This is a genomic window from Cupriavidus basilensis (genome assembly GCF_008801925.2).
Classification (GTDB): Bacteria; Pseudomonadota; Gammaproteobacteria; order Burkholderiales; family Burkholderiaceae; genus Cupriavidus; species Cupriavidus basilensis.
This window is the reverse complement of sequence record NZ_CP062803.1, coordinates 4158951-4177166: the sequence shown is the minus strand read 5'-3', so window position 1 is coordinate 4177166 and position 18216 is coordinate 4158951. Positions and strand designations below refer to the sequence as shown.

At 67.6% G+C, this 18216-nt stretch carries 19 protein-coding genes; 7 read left to right on the top strand and 12 right to left on the bottom strand.

The genetic code is table 11. The annotated features are described in order from the left end of the window. Positions 1 to 2 precede the first annotated feature (2 nt). The 9 genes from gspD to gspG form a co-directional block, all read right to left on the bottom strand. Positions 3 to 2432 (bottom strand): type II secretion system secretin GspD, encoded by a 2430-nt coding sequence (gspD, locus tag F7R26_RS19255; RefSeq protein WP_150991170.1) that lies wholly within the window; start codon positions 2430 to 2432, stop codon positions 3 to 5. 53 nt (positions 2433 to 2485) lie between these two features. After that, positions 2486 to 3307 carry a type II secretion system protein N gene (locus F7R26_RS19250; protein ID WP_150991168.1) on the bottom strand — a complete coding sequence of 274 codons (822 nt, stop codon included), beginning with the start codon at positions 3305 to 3307 and terminating at the stop codon, positions 2486 to 2488. Then, positions 3307 to 3924 (bottom strand): type II secretion system protein M, encoded by a 618-nt coding sequence (locus F7R26_RS19245; RefSeq protein ID WP_150991166.1) that lies wholly within the window; start codon positions 3922 to 3924, stop codon positions 3307 to 3309. The genes F7R26_RS19250 and F7R26_RS19245 overlap by 1 nt, the downstream gene beginning before the upstream one ends. 23 nt (positions 3925 to 3947) lie before the next feature. Next, positions 3948 to 5357, bottom strand: coding sequence for a type II secretion system protein GspL (gene gspL / locus F7R26_RS19240; protein WP_150991164.1), 1410 nt, complete (start codon positions 5355 to 5357; stop codon positions 3948 to 3950). A 391-nt stretch (positions 5358 to 5748) separates the two neighbouring features. Continuing rightward, a complete protein-coding gene (gene gspK / locus F7R26_RS19235) occupies positions 5749 to 6768 on the bottom strand; it encodes a type II secretion system minor pseudopilin GspK (RefSeq protein ID WP_150991162.1) in 1020 nt (339 codons plus the stop codon). After that, on the bottom strand, positions 6765 to 7436 hold the full coding sequence (locus F7R26_RS19230; protein ID WP_150991160.1) for a PulJ/GspJ family protein: 672 nt from the start codon (positions 7434 to 7436) through the stop codon (positions 6765 to 6767). The genes gspK and F7R26_RS19230 overlap by 4 nt, the downstream gene beginning before the upstream one ends. 58 nt (positions 7437 to 7494) lie before the next feature. Further along, complete coding sequence (gspI, locus tag F7R26_RS19225; protein ID WP_150991158.1) at positions 7495 to 7923, bottom strand: type II secretion system minor pseudopilin GspI; 429 nt, start codon at positions 7921 to 7923, stop codon at positions 7495 to 7497. Then, the gene (locus tag F7R26_RS19220; RefSeq protein ID WP_150991156.1) at positions 7920 to 8414 is read right to left on the bottom strand and encodes a GspH/FimT family pseudopilin; all 495 of its coding nucleotides are present in this window, start codon (positions 8412 to 8414) and stop codon (positions 7920 to 7922) included. Before F7R26_RS19220 ends, gspI begins: the two co-directional genes overlap by 4 nt. A 36-nt stretch (positions 8415 to 8450) precedes the next feature. Next, on the bottom strand, positions 8451 to 8918 hold the full coding sequence (gene gspG, locus F7R26_RS19215) for a type II secretion system major pseudopilin GspG (protein ID WP_043352406.1): 468 nt from the start codon (positions 8916 to 8918) through the stop codon (positions 8451 to 8453). A gap of 273 nt (positions 8919 to 9191) precedes the next feature. Here gspG and F7R26_RS19210 point away from each other — a divergent pair, with 273 nt between their 5' ends. The 3 genes from F7R26_RS19210 to F7R26_RS19200 all read left to right on the top strand — a co-directional run bounded on the left by F7R26_RS19210 (position 9192) and on the right by F7R26_RS19200 (position 11442). Then, positions 9192 to 9803, top strand: coding sequence for a type II secretion system protein N (locus tag F7R26_RS19210; protein WP_236701937.1), 612 nt, complete (start codon positions 9192 to 9194; stop codon positions 9801 to 9803). Positions 9804 to 9965: 162 nt separating this feature from the next. Continuing rightward, the gene (locus F7R26_RS19205; protein ID WP_150991154.1) at positions 9966 to 10538 is read left to right on the top strand and encodes an EF-hand domain-containing protein; all 573 of its coding nucleotides are present in this window, start codon (positions 9966 to 9968) and stop codon (positions 10536 to 10538) included. 412 nt (positions 10539 to 10950) lie between these two features. Beyond that, complete coding sequence (locus F7R26_RS19200) at positions 10951 to 11442, top strand: Lrp/AsnC family transcriptional regulator (protein WP_043352404.1); 492 nt, start codon at positions 10951 to 10953, stop codon at positions 11440 to 11442. 81 nt (positions 11443 to 11523) lie between these two features. Here F7R26_RS19200 and F7R26_RS19195 read toward each other — a convergent pair whose 3' ends face one another. Beyond that, positions 11524 to 12222, bottom strand: a complete 699-nt coding sequence (locus tag F7R26_RS19195) for a GNAT family N-acetyltransferase (protein ID WP_150991152.1) — start codon at positions 12220 to 12222, stop codon at positions 11524 to 11526. Between the two features lie 417 nt (positions 12223 to 12639). Between F7R26_RS19195 and kefF the strand changes: the two genes are divergently transcribed. Then, a complete protein-coding gene (gene kefF, locus F7R26_RS19190) occupies positions 12640 to 13221 on the top strand; it encodes a glutathione-regulated potassium-efflux system oxidoreductase KefF (RefSeq protein ID WP_150991150.1) in 582 nt (193 codons plus the stop codon). Between the two features lie 10 nt (positions 13222 to 13231). Then, entirely contained in the window at positions 13232 to 15046 is a 1815-nt protein-coding gene (gene kefC, locus F7R26_RS19185) for a glutathione-regulated potassium-efflux system protein KefC (protein ID WP_150991148.1), read from the top strand. 48 nt (positions 15047 to 15094) lie between these two features. On the opposite strand, the gene F7R26_RS19180 is transcribed toward kefC, so the two are convergent. Then, positions 15095 to 15733 carry a TetR/AcrR family transcriptional regulator gene (locus tag F7R26_RS19180; RefSeq protein WP_150991146.1) on the bottom strand — a complete coding sequence of 213 codons (639 nt, stop codon included), beginning with the start codon at positions 15731 to 15733 and terminating at the stop codon, positions 15095 to 15097. Positions 15734 to 15755: 22 nt separating this feature from the next. After that, positions 15756 to 16550, bottom strand: a complete 795-nt coding sequence (locus F7R26_RS19175; protein WP_043350404.1) for a DUF1835 domain-containing protein — start codon at positions 16548 to 16550, stop codon at positions 15756 to 15758. Positions 16551 to 16834: 284 nt separating this feature from the next. On the opposite strand from F7R26_RS19175, the gene F7R26_RS19170 reads away from it, so the two are divergent. Next, positions 16835 to 17677, top strand: coding sequence for a L,D-transpeptidase (locus F7R26_RS19170; protein ID WP_241754366.1), 843 nt, complete (start codon positions 16835 to 16837; stop codon positions 17675 to 17677). 66 nt (positions 17678 to 17743) lie between these two features. Continuing rightward, positions 17744 to 18214 (top strand): universal stress protein, encoded by a 471-nt coding sequence (locus F7R26_RS19165; protein WP_150991144.1) that lies wholly within the window; start codon positions 17744 to 17746, stop codon positions 18212 to 18214. The last annotated feature ends 2 nt before the right edge of the window (positions 18215 to 18216 follow it).

Sequence of the window (18216 nt, the reverse complement as noted above, 5' to 3'; positions counted from 1 at the left end):
TCTCAGTTCACCGGGCGGACGGCGTCCACCGTGGCGTTGCCGAGATTGACGCCCGGCGGCAGCGGCGTGCCGTTGGCCGCGGGCGCCTGGGCTTGCGGCTGCCTTTGCTGCTGCTGCTGCTGCTGCTGCTGCTGCGATTGCGGCAGCGTCTGCTCCAGCGGCAGCGGACCCGGCACCGGCCCGCGCGAGCGCGGGTCGACGAACGGTGCCATGGGCGCGTCCGCCGGTGGCAGGATCGGCGTATTGCCGTCGCGCACCATGATGTTGGGCGAGGCGAAGCCCTGCTGCAGGCCACGCATATAGTCGTAGCGGTCCTGCGTCAGGCGGTCGGTGGCGCCGGCGGTGCGCATCACGTACGGGCGCAGGAACACCAGCAGGTTGGTCTTGCCGCGGTTCTTGTTTTCATAGCGGAACAGCCCGCCGATCCACGGCAGGTCGCCCAGGCCCGGCACCTTCTGCACGCCGTCGCCGTAAGTGTCCTCGATCAGGCCGCCCAGCACGATGATCTGGCCGTCGTCCACCAGCACGTTGGTCTCGATCGAGCGCACATTGGTGGTCGGGCCCTGGGTGAGGGCGGCAGTGCCCTGCACCACGGACGACGATTCCTGGTAGATCTGCATCTTCACCAGGCCGCCATCGGTGATCTGCGGCTTGACCCGCAGCGTGATGCCGACGTCCTTGCGGTCGAAGGTCTGGAATGGCGTGACTGACGCGGAACTGCCGGTCTGCGCGTAGGAGCCGGTGGTGACCGGGATATTCTGCCCGATCAGGATCTTGGCTTCCTCGTTCTCGAGCGTGATCAGGTTGGGCGTGGACAGCAGGTTGACGCTGCCGTCGGCGCCAAGCGCGTGCAGCAGCGCGCCCAGGCCCATTGCCCGGTTGACGATGCCCAGGTTCAGGCCGGCCAGATCGGGCACCAGTCCCGAGACGGACGGAATGGCAGCGGCGCCGTTCGCGTTGATTGCGGCGGCGGCACCCGTCAGGTTGATGATGTTCTGGCCGCCCGTGCCGAAGTTCGTGCCGGCAAAGACGTTGGTGTTGCTGTTGCGCGAGTTGAGCAGGCCCTGCCACTGGATGCCCAGCTGGCCGGTCTGGGTGGAGGAGACTTCCACGATCATCGACTCGATATAGACCTGCGCGCGGCGGGCGTCCAGATCTTCGATCACCGCGCGCAGGTTGCGGTAGACGGGCTCGCTGGCCGTGATGATCAGCGAGTTGGTGGCCGGGTCGGCCTGGATGATGCCGCCGGTGGTCGGCAACGTGTTGGTGGCGAACGAGTTCGCGAAGGCCGAGCTGCCGCCACCGGATCCCGAGCCGCTGCGCGAGCTGCCGGTGCTGCCACCCGTGTATTGGCCGGTGTTGGGCGTCGAGGTGTTGAGCAGGCCGGTGCCGCCGGCGATGCCTGCCGCGCCGGTTGCGCCCTGCGTGCCGGACTGGCTGGTGTTGAAGGAGCTGTCGGCCGCGACGATGGCGCGCAGCGTTTGTGCCAGCTTGGTGGCTTCCGCGTTCTTCAGGGGCACCACCCAGATATTGCCGGGGCGCGCATAGGGCTGGTCGAGCTTGTCGATCAACTGGCGCGCTTGCTGCAGCCGTGCCCGGCTGGAGGCACGGATCATCAGCGAATTGCTGCGCGGCTCCGCCACCACCGAGGTGCGCAGGCTGGCGTCGGCGCCTGCCACGGCCCCGCCAGCAGCACCGGCGGAACCCGGGTCCAGCAGTTTTTGCAGCACCAGCGCGGTATCGCTGGCGATGGCATTCTTGAGCGGCACGAGCTCGACCTCGCCCGAGGCCGGCGCGTCGATGGCGGCGATGATGCGGCCCAGGCGCTGCAGGTTCTCGGCGTAGTCGGTAATGACCAGCGTGTTGTTGGCCGGGTAGGCGGTGATGGTGTTGTTCGGCGCGATCATCGGGCGCAGCACCGGCACCAGGTTGTTGGCCGACTCATAGTTGAGGCGGAACACCTGGGTCACCACCTGGTCGCCGCGAGACCTGCCGCTGCCGACCACGATGGGCGAGCCCTGCAGCTTGGCGTCGGCTTCCGGCACCACCTTGGTGAAGCCGTTGCTCTCGACCATCGCATAGCCTTGCATGCGCAGCACCGAGCCCAGCGTTTCCAGCGCCTGCGAGCGCGACACCGGCTGCTCGGTCACCAGGTTCACCGAGCCTTTCACACGCGGGTCGATGACGAAGTTCTTGCCGGTCGCCTGCCCCACCGCCTTCACCACCGATTCCAGGTCGGCATTGACGAAGTTGAGCACCACCTGGTCGCGGTTGCGCGGGGTCAGGTCGGGCGGCTGGCCTGGCTGGGCCGCCGGCTGGCTCGGTTGCTGGGCCCACAGCGGCGCAGGTGCCAGCAGGGAGAGGCCGCATAGCAGCGCGGTGGCGCGGGCGCAGCGGGTCTTGAGCGAAGGTCGAAGGGCTTGGGTTTTCATATTCGGTTCCGGGCTGCGGGCATCGGCGCGAAGGTTTCGCGCCGATGCCGGGGTCAGAAGCGCAGCCGTGTCACATTGTCCTCACGTCGTCCCAGCAGGCTCAACAGGCCCACCAATTGCGTGGCGGCGTCGGGGTCGGCATCGGCCGTGCCCTCGAAGCGCGCCTGGCGGCCCAGTGTGCCGCTGCCCTGCAGGTGCAGTGGCCCGGCGAGGGTAGTCAGTTGCAGCTTGCCGTCGGCGCCCGACCAGTCGATCTCGGCGCGGTAGCTGCCAAGCGGGCGCACCCGGCTGACGGCCGATGATACTTGGTCAAGGCGTATGGTCAGGTGGCCGGTCATGCCGCCCGGCTCGCTGGCACGGGCAAAGAACCGGCCTTGAAGGCCGGACCAGTCAATGCGCATCAGCCCGTCGGGGCGCAGGGTATTGAACGGGGCGCCGACGCCTTCGAGCAGCGCTGCCGGCATGCGGATGGCGCCGGCCTGGGCGGTCCAGCCGAGCGGGGTCACCGCCACGGCGACCGGGCCGCTCATGGCCTCGGTATGGCTGACCACCACGCGCAGCGTGCCGGTCAGCAAAGGCCAGAAGGCTACCGACCATTGCAGCCGCCCGGGCAGCACCGTGGCGGTCTCGCTGCCAGCGCCGGCCGACAGGGCCAGGGTGGCGCTGCCGTTCCACAGCGAGCCATCGGCATCGGCCAGCAACACGCGGCGCTGGCTCTGGCTGGCGATGCTATCGGCGATCCATGCCGCGGGAAATGCCGCCAGCACGGTCAGCGCGACGGTGATGCAGCCAAGCGCCAGCCAGCCCGCGCGTTGCCAGCCACGGGGGCTGGCAACGCGGCGGCGGGCGAGCCTCAGGGCTTCCAGGCGCGCCATCAGCCGCGCCCGCCCGGATTTGCCGCGGGGCCTTGCAGGGTGGCGGTGACGTTCACCAAGGCGGTGGCGCCCACGTAGACGATGCGGGCATCGATCACCTTGAGGCGCTGTTGCTGGCGCACGTCCTGCAGCCAGCTCGCCACGGAGCCGAAGGGCACCTTGTCGAGCTGCACCTGCACGCTGTTGTCGCCGGTGCCATTGAGGCGGGTGGCCTTGAGGCCGTGCTGGGCAAGGCTCTCCTGCAAGGCCTGGTTGAGCGCCTCGCCGCGCAGCGACGGGGCCGGGCTGGCTGCCAGGCCGCGCGCTTCCTGCGCCAGCGTTTCCATCTCCGCCGAGTCGCTGCGCAGTTGCGGCAGGCTGCGCAGCAGCTTGTCACGCCCGTCGGCGGCGGGTTCCCAGAGGACGGTGTAGCCGATCACGAGCGCCAGCACGGCGCTGCCGCCGGCCAGGATGGCTTGCTCACGCGGGTTGCGCGCCGACCAGAAGGCGTCGAATTGTTCCTGCCAGCGCTGCGGCACGCGCGGGCGCAGGCGCGCCAGCCGGTCCGCGGCGCGCGCGCGGCCAGCCGGGCTGCGCTGGGTGGCGCGGGGGCCGGGCTTGGATGCGGTGTCTTTCATCGGGTTCACTTGGCGGTCCGCGCTCACAGGCTGGGCTTGATCGACCAGCGCGTGCCGGCCGGTGCGTTGGCGCGCGCGGCGTCGGGCGGGCTATTGTCGGCTTCCATGGCCAGCCCGGACTGGCGCGCCGCGCTGCGCAGCGCGTTGGTGTCGGTGCCAGGCTTGAGGGTGGCGAACAAGGTGTGCCCGCGGTATTCGAGCGCCAGCAGCGCGTCTGGCGCAAGCTGGCGCGCGGCCTGGCCGAAGCGGTCGGCCAGCGGCAGGAAATCGTCGGGCGTGCTGCGCCCGCTCGCCAGGCGCAGCTGGTCGACCTGGCGGCGCATCTGCAGCGGCGGATCGATGACCACGGGGATCTGCGGAAAGGCGCTGCGCAAGGTCTGTTCCTGGCCGGCCGCAAGGCGCTGCGCCTCCTGGCGCAGCAGCAGCCAATGCACGTTCATACCGATCAACTGGACCAGCACCAAGCCGGCAGCCAACGCCAGCGGCAGGCGCCAGGCCTTGAGGTTCCAGCGGTCGGCACGGCCCTGGGCGAATTCGAACTGGGCCAGGTCGAGCGCGGGCTCGCGCAGGCTGGCCTGCGCCCCTTCGATCCATACCCCCCAGTCCAGCGCTTGCGCGCCCGGCGGCGCTACCTGCGCCAAGGCGTCCTTTGATGCGTACCAGTCACCGGCGGGCGCGAGTCCCTGCCAGGCGGCGAGCGCCTCGGAGCCTAGCAGCAGCCCATAGCCGGCGTACTCACTGCTGCGCACGGTTAGCTGCCAGTAGCGCGAAAGTTCGGCTGGCGCGGCTACGCCCTCGGTTTCAAACAAGGGCGACGCGCTGGTCAGCGAGGCGGCTTCGAGCGCCAGCGTGGCCGGTGCCGCGCCGGCCGCGAAGGGGTGGCCGACGGAATCCGCGCCGGGCTCGGCGGGCTGTGCCACGGGCTGCTGCGGCAGGCACAACTGCGCTGGCAGCACGTGGCGGCGGCGGTGGCGATGCTCGGCAAAGGCGTCCAGCACGGCGCGCAGCCAGGCGCGGTCCGTCACCATCAGCAAGCGCCGGCGCGAGCCGCCGGCCGCCTTGCTCTTGCCCTGCAGCGCGTCGAGGGTCGGGCCCACGGCGATATGGCAAGGCTGGGCGTCGGTGGCCAGCACCTCCTCGACCAGGTTCGGCAGCGCCAGCTTGAGCCGCGCCGGCGCGAGCGGCGGCACCGTGGCGCCGGTAAGCAGCACATCGCTGGCCGCCATGATCAGGACCAGGCGCTCGGCGGCAGGCAGTTCGGCGATGGCGGCGTGGCCTTCGCGCAACAACTGCCCTGCCGCCTGGGGGCCTTGCCGGTGGCTACGGTCGGCGGCGGCCGTGCGGACCAGGGCAAACGGCAAGGCACCGAAGTGCCAGGGTTGCGGCTGGTCGTGCGGCCGATGCGGCAGGCGGACGTACAGGGTGGTGCTCAAGATTTCCTTGCTACAGCGCCAATGGTGGCGTCAATGAACGATAGCGGGGGGCATGCGGCCCATGCAGCGGACGGCGCTGCTTGCATGGCTGATGCCGGCTGCGATACTGCCGGCGGCACAGGACAGGCGGGCGCCAGGAGCCGTGACTACCGCTTCCGCCGGGCCGGAGCATACCTTGCCTGTGTGACGAATTGGCGTCAATACGTATCTGTCTGATACCGCGGGACAAACGCCCGGGAATGGCGCCGGCAGGCGTTTCGCGGGGCGCCCGGGAACCCCGGGGTTGCCCCTTGTGGTCACCTACAGTAACCCTTTTCGCCCCGCGTGATCCGACAGCATGATCCCAAAATCCGCCAGCCGCGACGGCCACACGGACGAGGGGTTGCACGCATCAGCGCTGCTCCGGCATCCGGTCGATATCGCGCACCCAGACTACCCGGGTGGTGTTGGCATTGCCCAGCACTTCGCCGCGGTAGACCAGCGAAACCTGCATGCGGCTGGCGCGCTCGTGGCGGATCAGCCCGTAGATCAGGAAATAGTGCGTGCGTACGTCGAGCGTGCTGGTGGCGGTGTTGGGGTCGGCCTGCGGCGCCAGTGTGCGCAATTGCGTCTGCAGGTCGCCAATATTGTTGAAATAGGCGCGGTCGCGCTGGCGCACCACTTCGCGGGCGCGGTCAAGTGGCAGCTTGTCGATCACGGCGGCTAGCACTTCGGCCTCGGCGGTATTGGCATTGACGAGCGTGCGCTCGGGCAGCACGTCGACGAATGGCGCCAGCACGGCCACGATCTCCGGTGTGTAGCCCGGAATGGCGAGCAGATCGTTGACGTCGTCGGGCGCGCGCTGCCCGCGCTGGCTGTCGCTGCTGCCGCCGGCGGCGCTTACCAGGTAGCGGGCGGTCGGTTCGGCCAGCGAGGCGTTCAGGCCCAGTGTCTGCAGCAGGCGGCGATAGATCGCCAGGCTGGGGGCGTCGATGGTGGCGATCCGGCCTTGGGACTCGCTGGCGGTCCACAGCACGAGGTTGGAGAGGTTGAAGCGGGCCTGGGCGTCGAGGATGCGGCCCGACAGGAAGGAGGTTTCGCCTTCCTGGTCGGTGCGCAGGCCGGCGCCGAGGAAGTCCGACAGGCGGGTCTCGGCGATCGGCACTGCCCAGGGCTCGCCGAGCTGGTCCACGCTGGTGCGGCGCTGGTCGTCACGCAGGATCAGGCGGGCCCAGTCGACGGCCGCGCGCTCGATCCAGCTGGCCTGGGCCAGCAGGCGCTGGTTCTCGATGGAGCGGATCTGCACCTGCTGGCGCCAGAGCATGCCGGATACCACCACGACCGCCAGCGTGACCACCAGCAGGGCTGTGACCACGGCGGCGCCGCGCTGGCGGCGGCCGGCCGGCACGAGGGGGGCGATGCGCTTGCTCATAGGCCGGTCATGCAGATTTTCTGGAAGCGCCGCGGCGTGTCGCCGTCGCCCATGCGCGCCGTGAGGTTGAGCTCGATCGCACGCACTGCCGTGGTGGCTACGCCCAGGCTGGCGCTCACGCCGGAGGCGGCCACCGCGCTGGCGCTGGCGTTGCCGCTGAGCAGCGCGGCGGCGATGCGGCCATTCTCGGCCTGCCAGCCACCGGGTTCGACCCAGACGCGCGCCGACAGGCTGTCGGCATCGCCGACCAGCGGCCGCGCCAGGTTTGCGCCGCCGCCCGCCTGGCGCAGCGTGATCATCGCGGCCTGCACCGCGCTGCGGTTGTCCGCCGGCGGGCTGGCAGCGCGCACCACGGTGTTGCCGTTGAGGCGATAGGCGACGACTTGCCACTGGCTGGGGCGACCCTCGTCGCGGCGGTCGCGCACCATCAGCAACAGGCCGTTGCCGAGCTCTACCGGGCTGCCCTGCAGCAGGGTCGGGCTGGTCAGGTGCTCGCAGTCGGACTGGAACTGGCCGTAAAGCAGCTTAAGCGTATTGAGGCGGTTGTCGTGGTCGGTCAGGCGCTCGCGGCCGCGCGTCATCGCGTCCAGGCCGCGCCAGGCGATCACGGCGATCACCGCCAGCAAGGTGATCGCCACCAGCATTTCCAGCAGCGTGAAGCCGCGCATGGCCACGGCCGGGCGCGGCCGCCCAAGGCACTGAAGGCACTTAGAGCGCTTAACGCGCTTAGAGCAGGTTGCGCGTTTCATTGGGAACGATGGTGACCAGCCAGGCCAGGCGCACGGATTTGTCGGCGCCGGACGGGTAGACCGCGATCTCGACGCGGCGGAAAGAGGGGTTGGGCGTGCCCGAGATGGTTTCTTCGCAGTACAGTTCCACACCGCCTTGCGGGCAGGCGTAGCCGCGCGTGCCGGGCTCGGGCCAGGTCTTGGACAGGCGCAGGGTGGCGAGGTGGTTCTCGGCGCTCCACTCGGCCAGCATGCGGGTCTGCAAGGCGGAGCCGGCCTCGATCATCGATCCCATCGCACGCATGGCGGCAGTCAGCGCCACGGCCAGGATGGTCAGGGCGACCAGCACTTCGATCAGGGTGAAGCCGCACATCGGCACGCGGCGGGCGCTGCGTGCACGGGGAGGGGATTTGGGGTGGCGCGTCATGGCGTGCTGGCGAAGTAGCGGCCGGCGCCGTCGCTGGCCACGTCGACGCGGATGCCGCCGCGCACCAGCACGACATGCTGGGGACCTTCGATCAGCTCGCGCCCGAACACCAGGCGCGCGCCGCCGTTGCCGCGCCCGCCTTCGGTGACGGCCACGCCGTCAAGCTGCAGGCGCCATTTGGTCGGCGCGAACACGTCCCCGGACAGCGGGGCCCATCCGGCTGGCGTGGCTTGCAGGAAACGCCAGCCGACCGTATCGGCCTCCCAGGCGATCGGCCGGGCGCGCAGCTGGGCTTCTTCCTGGGCGAGCTCGAACAGCCGCGCAATGCGCTGTCCGTCGTCGAGCACGCGGCCGCGCTCATTGGGCGCGGCATTGACGGCTACCAGCGAGATCACGATGCCGGCGATGACCATCACCACCAGCAGCTCCAGCAAGGTGAAGCCGCGGCCGCGATGGCCGTGAAGCCGCCCTGCCTGTGGCCAGGTGCTCATGGCTGCGCGCCTGGCCCGGATCATGGCAGTGGTTCCTTATTCCCAGTTGCCGATATCGGCGTCGTTGCCACTGCCGCCGGCCTGGCCGTCGGCGCCGAAGCTGAAGACGTCGATCTCGCCGCGCACGCCCGGGTTCAGGTACTGGTACGGATGGCCCCAGGGATCCTTGGGCAGCTTTTCCAGGTAGCCGCCACCCTTCCAGTTGTTGGGCACGGGCTCGGTGGTGGGCTTGGCCACCAGTGCCGCAAGGCCTTGCTCGGTGGTGGGATAGCGGCTGTTGTCCAGGCGGTACAGCTTGAGCGCTTGCATGATCGAGGAAATGTCCTGGCGCGCGGCGACGATACGGGCTTCGTCGGGGCGGCTCATGATCTTCGGGACCACCAGAGCGGCCAGCACGCCGAGGATCACGATCACGACCATGATCTCGATCAGGGTAAAGCCGCGGGCACGGCGGCGGCCGAGGCGGGGTGAAGAGTCGGGAAGGGTGGCAACGTTCCTGCGCATCATGGTTAGCCTTATGGAATATCTGGCGGAGCGCCTGCTTACATCCGCGTTGCATCCGCGTGGCGGCGATCCAGTGGTCGAACAGTATAACCGCCACTTCATGACGATTTTGCGAGCGAGTGCTTGCAGGTTCACTCGCGGCAAAACGGCGCGGGATGCGCGAAATGCACCGTCTTGCCTTGGCGTGCCGATGCGTTGCGGGCCTGACGGAGGCAGACAGCTGTCATGCGGCTCTGGTAGGCTTGGCGTTTTGATGCCTACCAGCCCACTTCCGTGCAACTCTCCTTGCGGCCCGCCCTTCGCTTCAACCCCTCCAGCCTCTGGCTGCCGCGACTGGCCGCGCTCGTGCTGTTCGTCGCGCTATGCGCCCTGGCTACCCGCTGGGCGCTGACCTTCAGCGCGATGCAGACCATTGCCGTGCCGAACGCGGCCCGCGTGGCGCAGACCGAGGCGGTGGAGACCGGCGCGGCGGGCACGCTGTTTGGCGGCAACGCGCAGTCCGGCGTGCGCGATGTGCAGTTGATCGGGGTGGTAGCCGACATTGGCAGCGGCGCCGGGGCGGCCATTGTCTCGCTGGATGGCGGCCCGGCCAAGGCGGTGCGCGCGGGCACCGCGCTGTCCCCGCAGATCCGGCTGACGGAAGTCCGTGATCGCGGGGTTGTGATCGAGCGCAATGGCGTGCGCCAGGAAATCGCGCTGCCGGTCCCGGCCATCGTCACGCGTGGCCCCGCGGCGGCCACGCAGCCGGCTTTGCCGGCAGGCGCGGCGGCGCCGCTATCCACGCCGATGCCGGTGCCCGCCACGCCCATCCCCGCACCGCCGCCGCAATCCTTGCCGCAGCAGCAGTCCCAGGGCGGCAACGAGCCTATCTCTGCGAAAGACTGATTTGTAACAGCGCTGCGCTCACTTGTTTACGTTACCTTCGGCGGTTTACGCTGGCGGTGCTTAACTGTGAGCCGCGTAACAACGTATTAGGTGGACCAACTTTCCTGCCTGGCGTGCGCTCTAATCCTTACCAGTCCACCGAGACGAAAAAGGAGCAAAGACATGCAAGGCAATCTCAAGGCACGTTCGATCCGGAATTTCATGGCCGCTTCGGCGGTGTTCCTGGCGATGGGCGGCGCAGCTTTCGCCCAGACCACCGCCCCCGCCGCGCCGGGCCCGGGACCCCAGGCGGGTATGCACCACCATATGGAGCATGGCGGCGGCATTTGGTTCAAATCGGTCGATACCGACGGGGATGGCACGATTTCCAAGGCGGAGGCCGACGCGCTGTTCAACAAGATCGACACCAATCACGACGGCAAGCTCGACAAGAGCGAACTGGCTGCCTATCGCAAGACGATGATGGAGCAGCGCCGTGCCGAGATGCGGGCCGAGTTCGATGCCCGCTTCAAGGCGGCCGACAAGAATGGCGACGGTGCGCTGACCAAGGCAGAGGTGCAAGCCGGGATGCCTCACCTGGCCAAGTACTTCGACCAGCTCGACACCAACCACGATGGCAAGCTGACGCTGGACGAGATCCACGCTGGCATGCAGAAGATGCACGAGCAGCGGATGCAGCGGATGCCCCGCGGTAGTCAGCCCAACCCGGCAGCGCCGTCGAGCAGCGGTGGCTGATCACGGTGACTGATTGAGGCAGGATCCACGGCGCGCCGCGCCGTGGGCAGATGAAAGAAGCGCGACCGTTGCCGGCCGCGCTTTTTTTTTGCTCCGTGGCTGGCGGCACTGGCCAGTGTTGGCACCATCCTTGCCTTCAAAACGCTCGACCTGCCGGATCAGCGGATAGTCCACGCCCCTGAAGGCCGGAACGTCCGGGGCGATCCGGTCGCATTTGCCATGGCAGTCTCTGACGCCCTGTTCCCGTGCATGGGCTGTACGCCGCGGCGGCATCTTGCACCCGGAAGGCGATCGCGCAGGGCGAAATGAAGCCGGAGGAGACCGGTCACCATAAAAAATTGCGTACTTGTGCACGGTTTGCTAAATTTGCGCAAAAAAATTGCCGACAAACATATTGCGGAGCAACAATATCGTGAGCAAGGTGGAGCTGGACAAGATCGACAGGAAGATCCTGGAGGTGCTGCAGACCAACGGGAGGCTGACTAACCTGGAAGTGGCCGAGCGCGTGAACCTGTCGCCCAGCCCGTGCCTGCGGCGCATCCGCCGGCTGGAGGAGGTTGGCGTGATTCGCCAGTACGCGGCACTGCTGGAACCCGGCCGGATCGGGCTGGGGCTGCTGGCCTATATCAACGTACGGCTCGAGAAGCACGGCGGCGCGCCCAAGGGCAAGGCGCCGCTGGACTTATTCCGCGCCGCCATCGAGATCTGGCCGGAAGTGGCCGCCTGCCACGCCATGACCGGGGAGATGGACTTGCTGCTCAAGGTCTACGTGGAAGACATGGAGCATTTCGCACGCTTCATGAAGGACCACTTGCTGGCCCATCCCGCGGTCATCGACGTACGATCGAGCTTCGCCCTCGAATGCATCAAGGACACCACGGCCTTGCCGGTGCCAGGGGGCTGAAGGCCTCGCGGTTATCCCCGACACCAAAGAAAATGGCGCGCCGGGCGGGCGCGCCATGGGTACGATGCCCGCAGGCTTCGCTCAGGCGGTGTGTTTTTGCGGCACCATCGAGCGCCAGAAGCGCAGGCCGAAACGGCGTGCATCGCGCAGGTTGCGGCGCAGCATGTAGTCGAGATCGGCAACCTGTTCGTCGAGCGCCTCGGTCAGGCGGCTGACGGTATCGGCAGGCGGCAGCTCAAGGTAGGCATCGGCCTCGCCGTACGCATACTGCACCTTCATGCCGGCCTTTTTGGCAATGTGCATCATGGCGGCATTGCGCGACAGGCAGTGCATGTACAGGGTGCGCACATTGCTGTTGCGGCCGTGCATGGCCGCACGCTCGAACAGCGAGCTGCCAATGCCGCGGCCACGTGCGCTCTGCGACACGGAGACGCCGAACTCGGCAACGCGTCCCTGCGTGTTGTCGCGCAGGTTGGCAAAGTGGCCCACGCCAATCAGTTCCAGGTGCTCGTCGTACACGCCGAACACGGTGTCGTGGTCGAAATCGATGCTGTCGACGTAGGCTTCGATCACATGATCGCCAACCGACTGGCCAAAACGGAGCAGGCGATCCTCCTCGCCCAGGGCGAGGAAATGCTTCAGCAGGCGCGAGCGATGATGCGCAGCCAGCTCGCGCACCAGGGTGGTGGGGCGATGCGAGGCTTGCGCTGCTGCGGCTGCACGGCGGAGATCTTCGTCGGATACGGCCCCGACGGCCTTGCTCAGTTCGAGCGGATTCACTTTGTTTTCCTTGCGACGTAATCAGGTATAAAAATAGCACTCAGCGGGTGTTCGTCCATGCACTTTCGACAAATTGGCCGGGGTACGAGGGCAAACACTATCTTGCTGCAATGCAAAAAGTATTGTAGTGGATTTGTCAGTTCCACGTAAGGTGAGCATCGCTCCAACCTTGTTTGATTTTGTAAATTCCAACTAAATCTATATAAATCAATAATTTGCGTGGTGCTTGAAGAGCGCTTTTCGCCTGGTGGTGTGGGTTTGCTGCAACGCCGCATATCGGTTTTCGCCGGGCTGGGGCACGGGATTGACCCTGCTTCGCGGTGACGCAGCCCCCGTCATCCATATATATAAGTGCATTAAAAACATCTTTTCTGGCCTAGCGGCTACGGTTGCGCAGCCGATTTCTCAGGATTTTTCGTGGACCCCAAGGCCGAGCCCCCGATTCTCGTTATCTACGCCCACCCCAGGCCGCACCTGTCGCGCGTCAATCGTCCGCTGGCGGCGGCACTGGAAACCCTGCCCGGCGTCACCGTGCACGATCTCTACACCAGCTATACCGACTACGACATCGACGTGGTAGCTGAGCAGCGCGCGCTTGCGCGCGCCGGCACACTGGTGCTGCAGTTCCCGGTGCAGTGGTACAGCATGCCGGCGCTGCTCAAGCTGTGGGTGGACGATGTGCTGGAGAGCGGCTGGGCTTACGGCCCCGGCGGTACGGCGCTGCGTGGCAAGTCCATGCTGGTGGTGGCCAGCACCGGCGGCCACGCCGACTCCTACGGGCCAGACGGCACGCATGGCCACAGCATCGAGGAATACATGCTGCCGCTGGAGCAGACCGCCGTGTTGTGCGGCATGAGCTGGCTGTCGCCGCTGGTGCTGCACGATGCCAACCAGGCCGACGCCCAGGCGCTGGCCGACCATATCGGCCGGGTCACCGGCGTGCTGAGCGGCATTGCTGACGGCGCCCGTGGCGTTGCCTCCAACGCCGCCGCAAGCTGAGGAGCACGCCATGGAACAACATGATTTCCTGGTGGCCCTGGTGGTCTTTCTGGTTGCCGCGGTAGTGGCTGTGCCGGTGGCGCGCCGCTTTGGCCTGGGCGCGGTGCTCGGCTACCTGCTGGCCGGCGTGGCGATCGGCCCGTGGGCCCTGCGGCTGGTGACCAACGTCGAATCCATCCTGCATTTTTCCGAATTCGGCGTGGTGCTGATGATGTTCGTGATCGGCCTGGAACTCGAGCCCAAGAAGCTGTGGGCGCTGCGCCGCGTGATCTTCGGCTATGGCGGCGCCCAGATGGCGGCCTGCGCGATCCTGCTCGGCGGCGTCGCCGCGCTGGTCGGGGCATCGTGGCAGGTCGCGCTGGTGGCGGGCCTGGGGCTGGCGCTGTCGTCCACCGCGATCGCGCTGGCCACGCTGACCGAGCGCAATCTCTTTGGCACGCCGGCGGGCGCCGCCAGCTTCGGCATCTTGCTGTTCCAGGACATCGCCGCAATCCCGATGATCGCGCTGTTGCCGCTGCTGGCTGCCGGTGGCGCAGACGCCGGCGCGTCCGGCGCGGGGGGCTGGCTCGGGGCGGCAAAGGCGGTCGGCGTGATCGGCGCCGTGGTGGTGGGCGGGCGCTATCTGGTCCGCCCGGCGCTGCGCTTTATCGCGCGCACCGACATGCGCGAGATGTTTACCGCCTTCGCGCTGCTGCTCGTGGTGGGCATCGCGCTGATGATGGACGCGGTGGGATTGTCGATGGCGCTGGGCACCTTCCTGGCTGGCGTGCTGCTGGCGGACTCGGAGTACCGCCATGCGCTGGAAGCCGACCTTGAGCCTTTCAAGGGCCTGCTGCTGGGCTTGTTCTTCATGGCGGTAGGCATGTCGATCGACTTCGGCGTGCTGATGCATGCGCCGCTGCAGGTGGCGGCCCTGGTGGTTGGCTTCGTGCTGCTCAAGACGCTGGTGCTGGCCCTGCTGGCGCCGCGCTTTGGCATCGCGCGCGGCCAGTGGTTATTGTTTGCGCTGCTGATCTCACAGGGCGGCGAGTTCGCCTTCGTGGTGTTTGGCGTGGCGGGCGGCGCCGGCTTGCTGCCGGCGCGCATCGAGGCGCTGCTGGTGCTGGTGGTGGCGCTGTCGATGGTGGCCACGCCACTGCTCCTGCTGGCCTTCGACCGGCTGGTGGCGCCACGGCTGGCCCGCCTGGCGCGCCGCCCGGACGACGTGATCGCGCCGCAGGACAACCCCGTGCTGATCGCCGGCTTTGGCCGCTTTGGCCAGATCATCGGCCGCCTGCTCTATGCGCAAGGGATCGGCGTGACCGTGCTGGACCATGATCCCGACCAGATCGAGTTTCTGCGCCAGTACGATTTCAAGGTGTTCTACGGGGACGCCACGCGCATGGACCTGCTTGAATCCGCGGGCGCGGAGCGGGCCCGCATCCTGGTGGTGGCGATCGATGGCATGGAGGACAGCCTCGCGCTGATCGACAGTGTGCGGGCGCGTTTCCCGCACCTGCAGATCTACGCGCGGGCGCGCCATGTGTCGCATGTCTACCAGCTCAAGGACCGCGGTGTGCATCTGTTCGAGCGCGAAGTGTTCGAGGGCTCGCTGTTGCTGGGCCGTCGCGTGCTGGAGGGGCTGGGCTACGATCCCGTGCAGGCACGCTCGGTCGCGCTGCGCTTTCGCCGGCATAACATCGCGGCGATCGAGCGCTTCTACCCGCATTACACGGATCAGAAGAAGCTGGTCTCGCTGGCGCGCCAGGCGCGCGACGAGCTGGAGGAAATGTTCCGCCAGGACCGCGATCAGCGCCGCCAGCGGGAAGAGGAGGACTGGTCCTGAGGTGCCGTGCCGGCGCTGCAATGGCGCCGGCATTGCCTATGCAATATGTTACTCGACACCGCGCAGCCGCGCCGCGGGTTCTGTGCGGGCGCCGGGCAACCCGCCCGCCAGCAGGTCGATCACCATCTCGGCGAACTCCGCGTACGACAGCTTGCCGCCCGGCTTGAGCCAGGTGAAGGTCCAGTTGATCATGCCGAACACCGTCATCGTCAGCGCGGCCTGGTTGTCGCGGGTAACGCGCTCGGGATAGGCCCGGCGCAACTGGCGTGAGAAGGCGGCCACCACGTCGCGCTCGCGCTTGAGGATCTGGTCGCGCTGCTCCTCGGCGAGGAACTTGACGTCGTTGATCAGGGCGACATGCCGGGTCTGCGAGGTCTCGTACTCGGCCAGGAAGGCCCGGATCAGGTTGGAGAAGCTATCCAGCTCGCTGCGCCCCTGGCGTTCCGCCTCCGCCTCGACCTCGGTCACGATCAGCATCAGCCGGCGCGTGTAGCGGTCGAGCAGGTCGAACAGGATTGCCTCCTTGCTCTCGTAATAGTGGTACAGCCGGGCCTTGGAGGTGCCGCAGGCGGCAGCCAGGTCGGCCATCGAGGTGCTGGGGTAGCTGCTCGCGGCAAAGGCGGCGGCGGCCAGGTCCAGGATCTGCTCGCGCTGCGCCTCGAAATCGGGTGCCTTGGTACGGGCCATGGAGACCTTCGCTTTTTTCTTTTTACTCGCCGCCGGCGGACAGGTTGCGGCGCAGCTCGCAGGTCTGCAGGGATTCGGCGTTGCCGCGCAGCACCAGCTGGCCGGCGCCAATCAGCTCGCGGCAGCGCCAGAACACGAACCAGTCGCTGGCCAGCAGGCCTTCGATGGCGCCCATCACGCCGCCCACCACTTGCGCGGCCGGCGCCCATTCCAGCGGGGCGCGCTCCAGGATCACTTCATCGACCGTGTGGTAAGCCGCGGGCACGAGCGTATTGCCCTTCCACAGGCGCACGTCGGCGTTTTCCTTGACGTTCTGCTGCCACTCGTAGCCCAGCCGGCCAAGGCGCAGCACCGAGACCGGGGCGATGGTGGAGAAGCGCCGCGCCAGCCGGGCCGCGGGATACATGCCGATAGCGGCCAGGTTGCCGCGCGCGGGCGCTTCCAGCTCGCGCAGGTCCATGGCGACTTCATTGATGCGCTGGGGCGACTGGTAGAGGTGGAACACCACCCGGCGCAGCATCAGCTGGTCGGAAGCGCTCTGGCCATGCCAGATGGCAACTTCCAGCTCGTCCTTGCGCAGGCCATGCAGCTGGTCAAGCGCCTGATGCATTTCGGCGGCGAAGTCGATGTCGCTGTGCGGCGCCACGCGCTGCCAGAAACCGGAGCGGATCAGCCCGCTGCTATCGACATCGGCCAACGGCCCGACGGCGAGATCGTCGCGGAGCACGACGACCGGGTCGGGCCTGGCGGCCTGGGCGAGGGCTTGCCGTAGCGTGTTGCCCGCTACGTCGCCGTTGACGACATGGATGTATTGCATGGGCGTGATTGTATATGGATGCGACCTGCGCAAGGCACGAAACGCGGCGGCTGAGACGCAACGCTCGGTACGCTGGCGATCCTTCGTCCCCGGAAAGCGGCGTTCGGCATACACAACGGAAATAGTCGTTGCCTTCGCGGTCTATATAGGCAGACCGTCCACCCGTTTCGGGACGGTGGCGTCGGGGCGCTTCCGTGCATGGAGCTTGATCCTGCACAAGGCGCCGCGCCGCGTAAACGTCAACCATGGCGTTTAGCCGCAACGCCTGTCTAAAGGAGGCAATCATGCCGTGTGCTCGCCTCGGGCGGGCCCGCGTCAAGGGTTTTCGGCGCTGGCTCGCTCGCTTTGGACGTCTGGCGCCATTGGCGCTAGCCGCGCTGGTAGCGTTCCAGCCAACACTTGCCGACGCCAATGAGCTCAGCATGGTCCGGCAGGCATTCGCGCAGCAGGTGTCCCGCCATCTCAGCTTCCCGGCGGCCGTCGCCGTGCGGTATGCCGGCTTGCTGACGTCCGCGCTACAGGCGGACGGGCGGGAGGCCGATGCGGGTGACTGGGCTGTGCTGATCGATCGCAACCCGCGCGTCCAGGCCGCCATGCTGTTCGCGCGGCCCGCCGACGATGCGCCCTGGCAGTGGGTGGGCGCCGCGCCCGTCTCGACAGGCAAGCCAGGCACTTTCGATCATTTCATCACCCCGACCGGTGTATTCAGCCACAGCATGGACAACATGGATTTCCGCGCCGAGGGCACTTACAACGAAAACGGCATCCGCGGCTACGGCGTCAGCGGGATGCGCATCTATGACTTTGGCTGGGTCGATGCCCAACGTGGCTGGGGCAAGGGCGGGGAGAGCCAGATGCGCTTGCAGATGCATGCCACCGATCCGGACCGGCTTGAATCTCGGCTGGGCCACCCGGCCTCCAAGGGATGCGTGCGGATTCCCGCCGCCCTGAATCGCCTCCTTGACCACTATGGGCTGCTGGATGCCGACTACCTGGCGGCTGTGCAGCGCGGCGACTCGCTTTGGGTCCTGGCGCCGGGCCGGGCACCGGTGGCCCGGCCCGGGCGCTATCTGGTGATTGTGGACTCGGGCGCGCACGGAACGTCCGCGTCGCGCGGGGGCGAGTAGTATCGAATCCGGCGGAATGCGATGTCGCATCCGCCACTATCCGTTGTTCTTCTGGAGAAAATGGCAATGACGAATGCGGCTTATAAGAAGATTGTGGTGGCAGTGGACGGCAGTGCAACTTCCGACCTGGCGCTTGCCGAGGCAATCCGGATCGCGGGCGCCGGGGGCGCGCAGGTCCTCGCCTTGTATGTCGTGGACAACGGCCAGCTTATGTTCGATGTTGCTTATTACGACCCGACGCCCGTGCTGCAAGCGTTGGCTGACAGTGGCGAACGTGCGCTGGCGGCCGCTGCGCAACGCCTGAGCGCGCAGGGCGTGCGCCATGAAACGCGGCTCGTCAGCCAGCAGGCCGTGGGGGCCGACATTGCCAGCGCAGTAAACGATGCCGCCGCCGAGTGGGGTGCAGACCTCATCGTGATCGGCACCCACGGCCGGCGTGGCGTGCGCAGGCTGGTCCTGGGCAGCGTGGCCGAGTCCGTGATCCGGCAGGCCAGCGTGCCGGTGCTCCTGGTGCGCGGCCAAGCGGCGGAAGGCTGAGC

What these genes read in the sequence shown, in the direction of transcription:
- F7R26_RS19220 (WP_150991156.1), bottom strand. Translation starts at nt 8,414, where the DNA reads ATGAGCACCTGGCCACAGGCAGGGCGGCTTCACGGCCATCGCGGCCGC.
- F7R26_RS19165 (WP_150991144.1), top strand. Translation starts at nt 17,744, where the DNA reads ATGACGAATGCGGCTTATAAGAAGATTGTGGTGGCAGTGGACGGCAGT.
- gspG (WP_043352406.1), bottom strand. Translation starts at nt 8,918, where the DNA reads ATGCGCAGGAACGTTGCCACCCTTCCCGACTCTTCACCCCGCCTCGGC.
- F7R26_RS19230 (WP_150991160.1), bottom strand. Translation starts at nt 7,436, where the DNA reads ATGCGCGGCTTCACGCTGCTGGAAATGCTGGTGGCGATCACCTTGCTG.
- F7R26_RS19170 (WP_241754366.1), top strand. Translation starts at nt 16,835, where the DNA reads ATGCCGTGTGCTCGCCTCGGGCGGGCCCGCGTCAAGGGTTTTCGGCGC.
- gspI (WP_150991158.1), bottom strand. Translation starts at nt 7,923, where the DNA reads ATGACGCGCCACCCCAAATCCCCTCCCCGTGCACGCAGCGCCCGCCGC.
- kefC (WP_150991148.1), top strand. Translation starts at nt 13,232, where the DNA reads ATGGAACAACATGATTTCCTGGTGGCCCTGGTGGTCTTTCTGGTTGCC.
- F7R26_RS19250 (WP_150991168.1), bottom strand. Translation starts at nt 3,307, where the DNA reads ATGGCGCGCCTGGAAGCCCTGAGGCTCGCCCGCCGCCGCGTTGCCAGC.
- F7R26_RS19175 (WP_043350404.1), bottom strand. Translation starts at nt 16,550, where the DNA reads ATGCAATACATCCATGTCGTCAACGGCGACGTAGCGGGCAACACGCTA.
- F7R26_RS19245 (WP_150991166.1), bottom strand. Translation starts at nt 3,924, where the DNA reads ATGAAAGACACCGCATCCAAGCCCGGCCCCCGCGCCACCCAGCGCAGC.
- F7R26_RS19180 (WP_150991146.1), bottom strand. Translation starts at nt 15,733, where the DNA reads ATGGCCCGTACCAAGGCACCCGATTTCGAGGCGCAGCGCGAGCAGATC.
- F7R26_RS19205 (WP_150991154.1), top strand. Translation starts at nt 9,966, where the DNA reads ATGCAAGGCAATCTCAAGGCACGTTCGATCCGGAATTTCATGGCCGCT.
- gspD (WP_150991170.1), bottom strand. Translation starts at nt 2,432, where the DNA reads ATGAAAACCCAAGCCCTTCGACCTTCGCTCAAGACCCGCTGCGCCCGC.
- gspK (WP_150991162.1), bottom strand. Translation starts at nt 6,768, where the DNA reads ATGAGCAAGCGCATCGCCCCCCTCGTGCCGGCCGGCCGCCGCCAGCGC.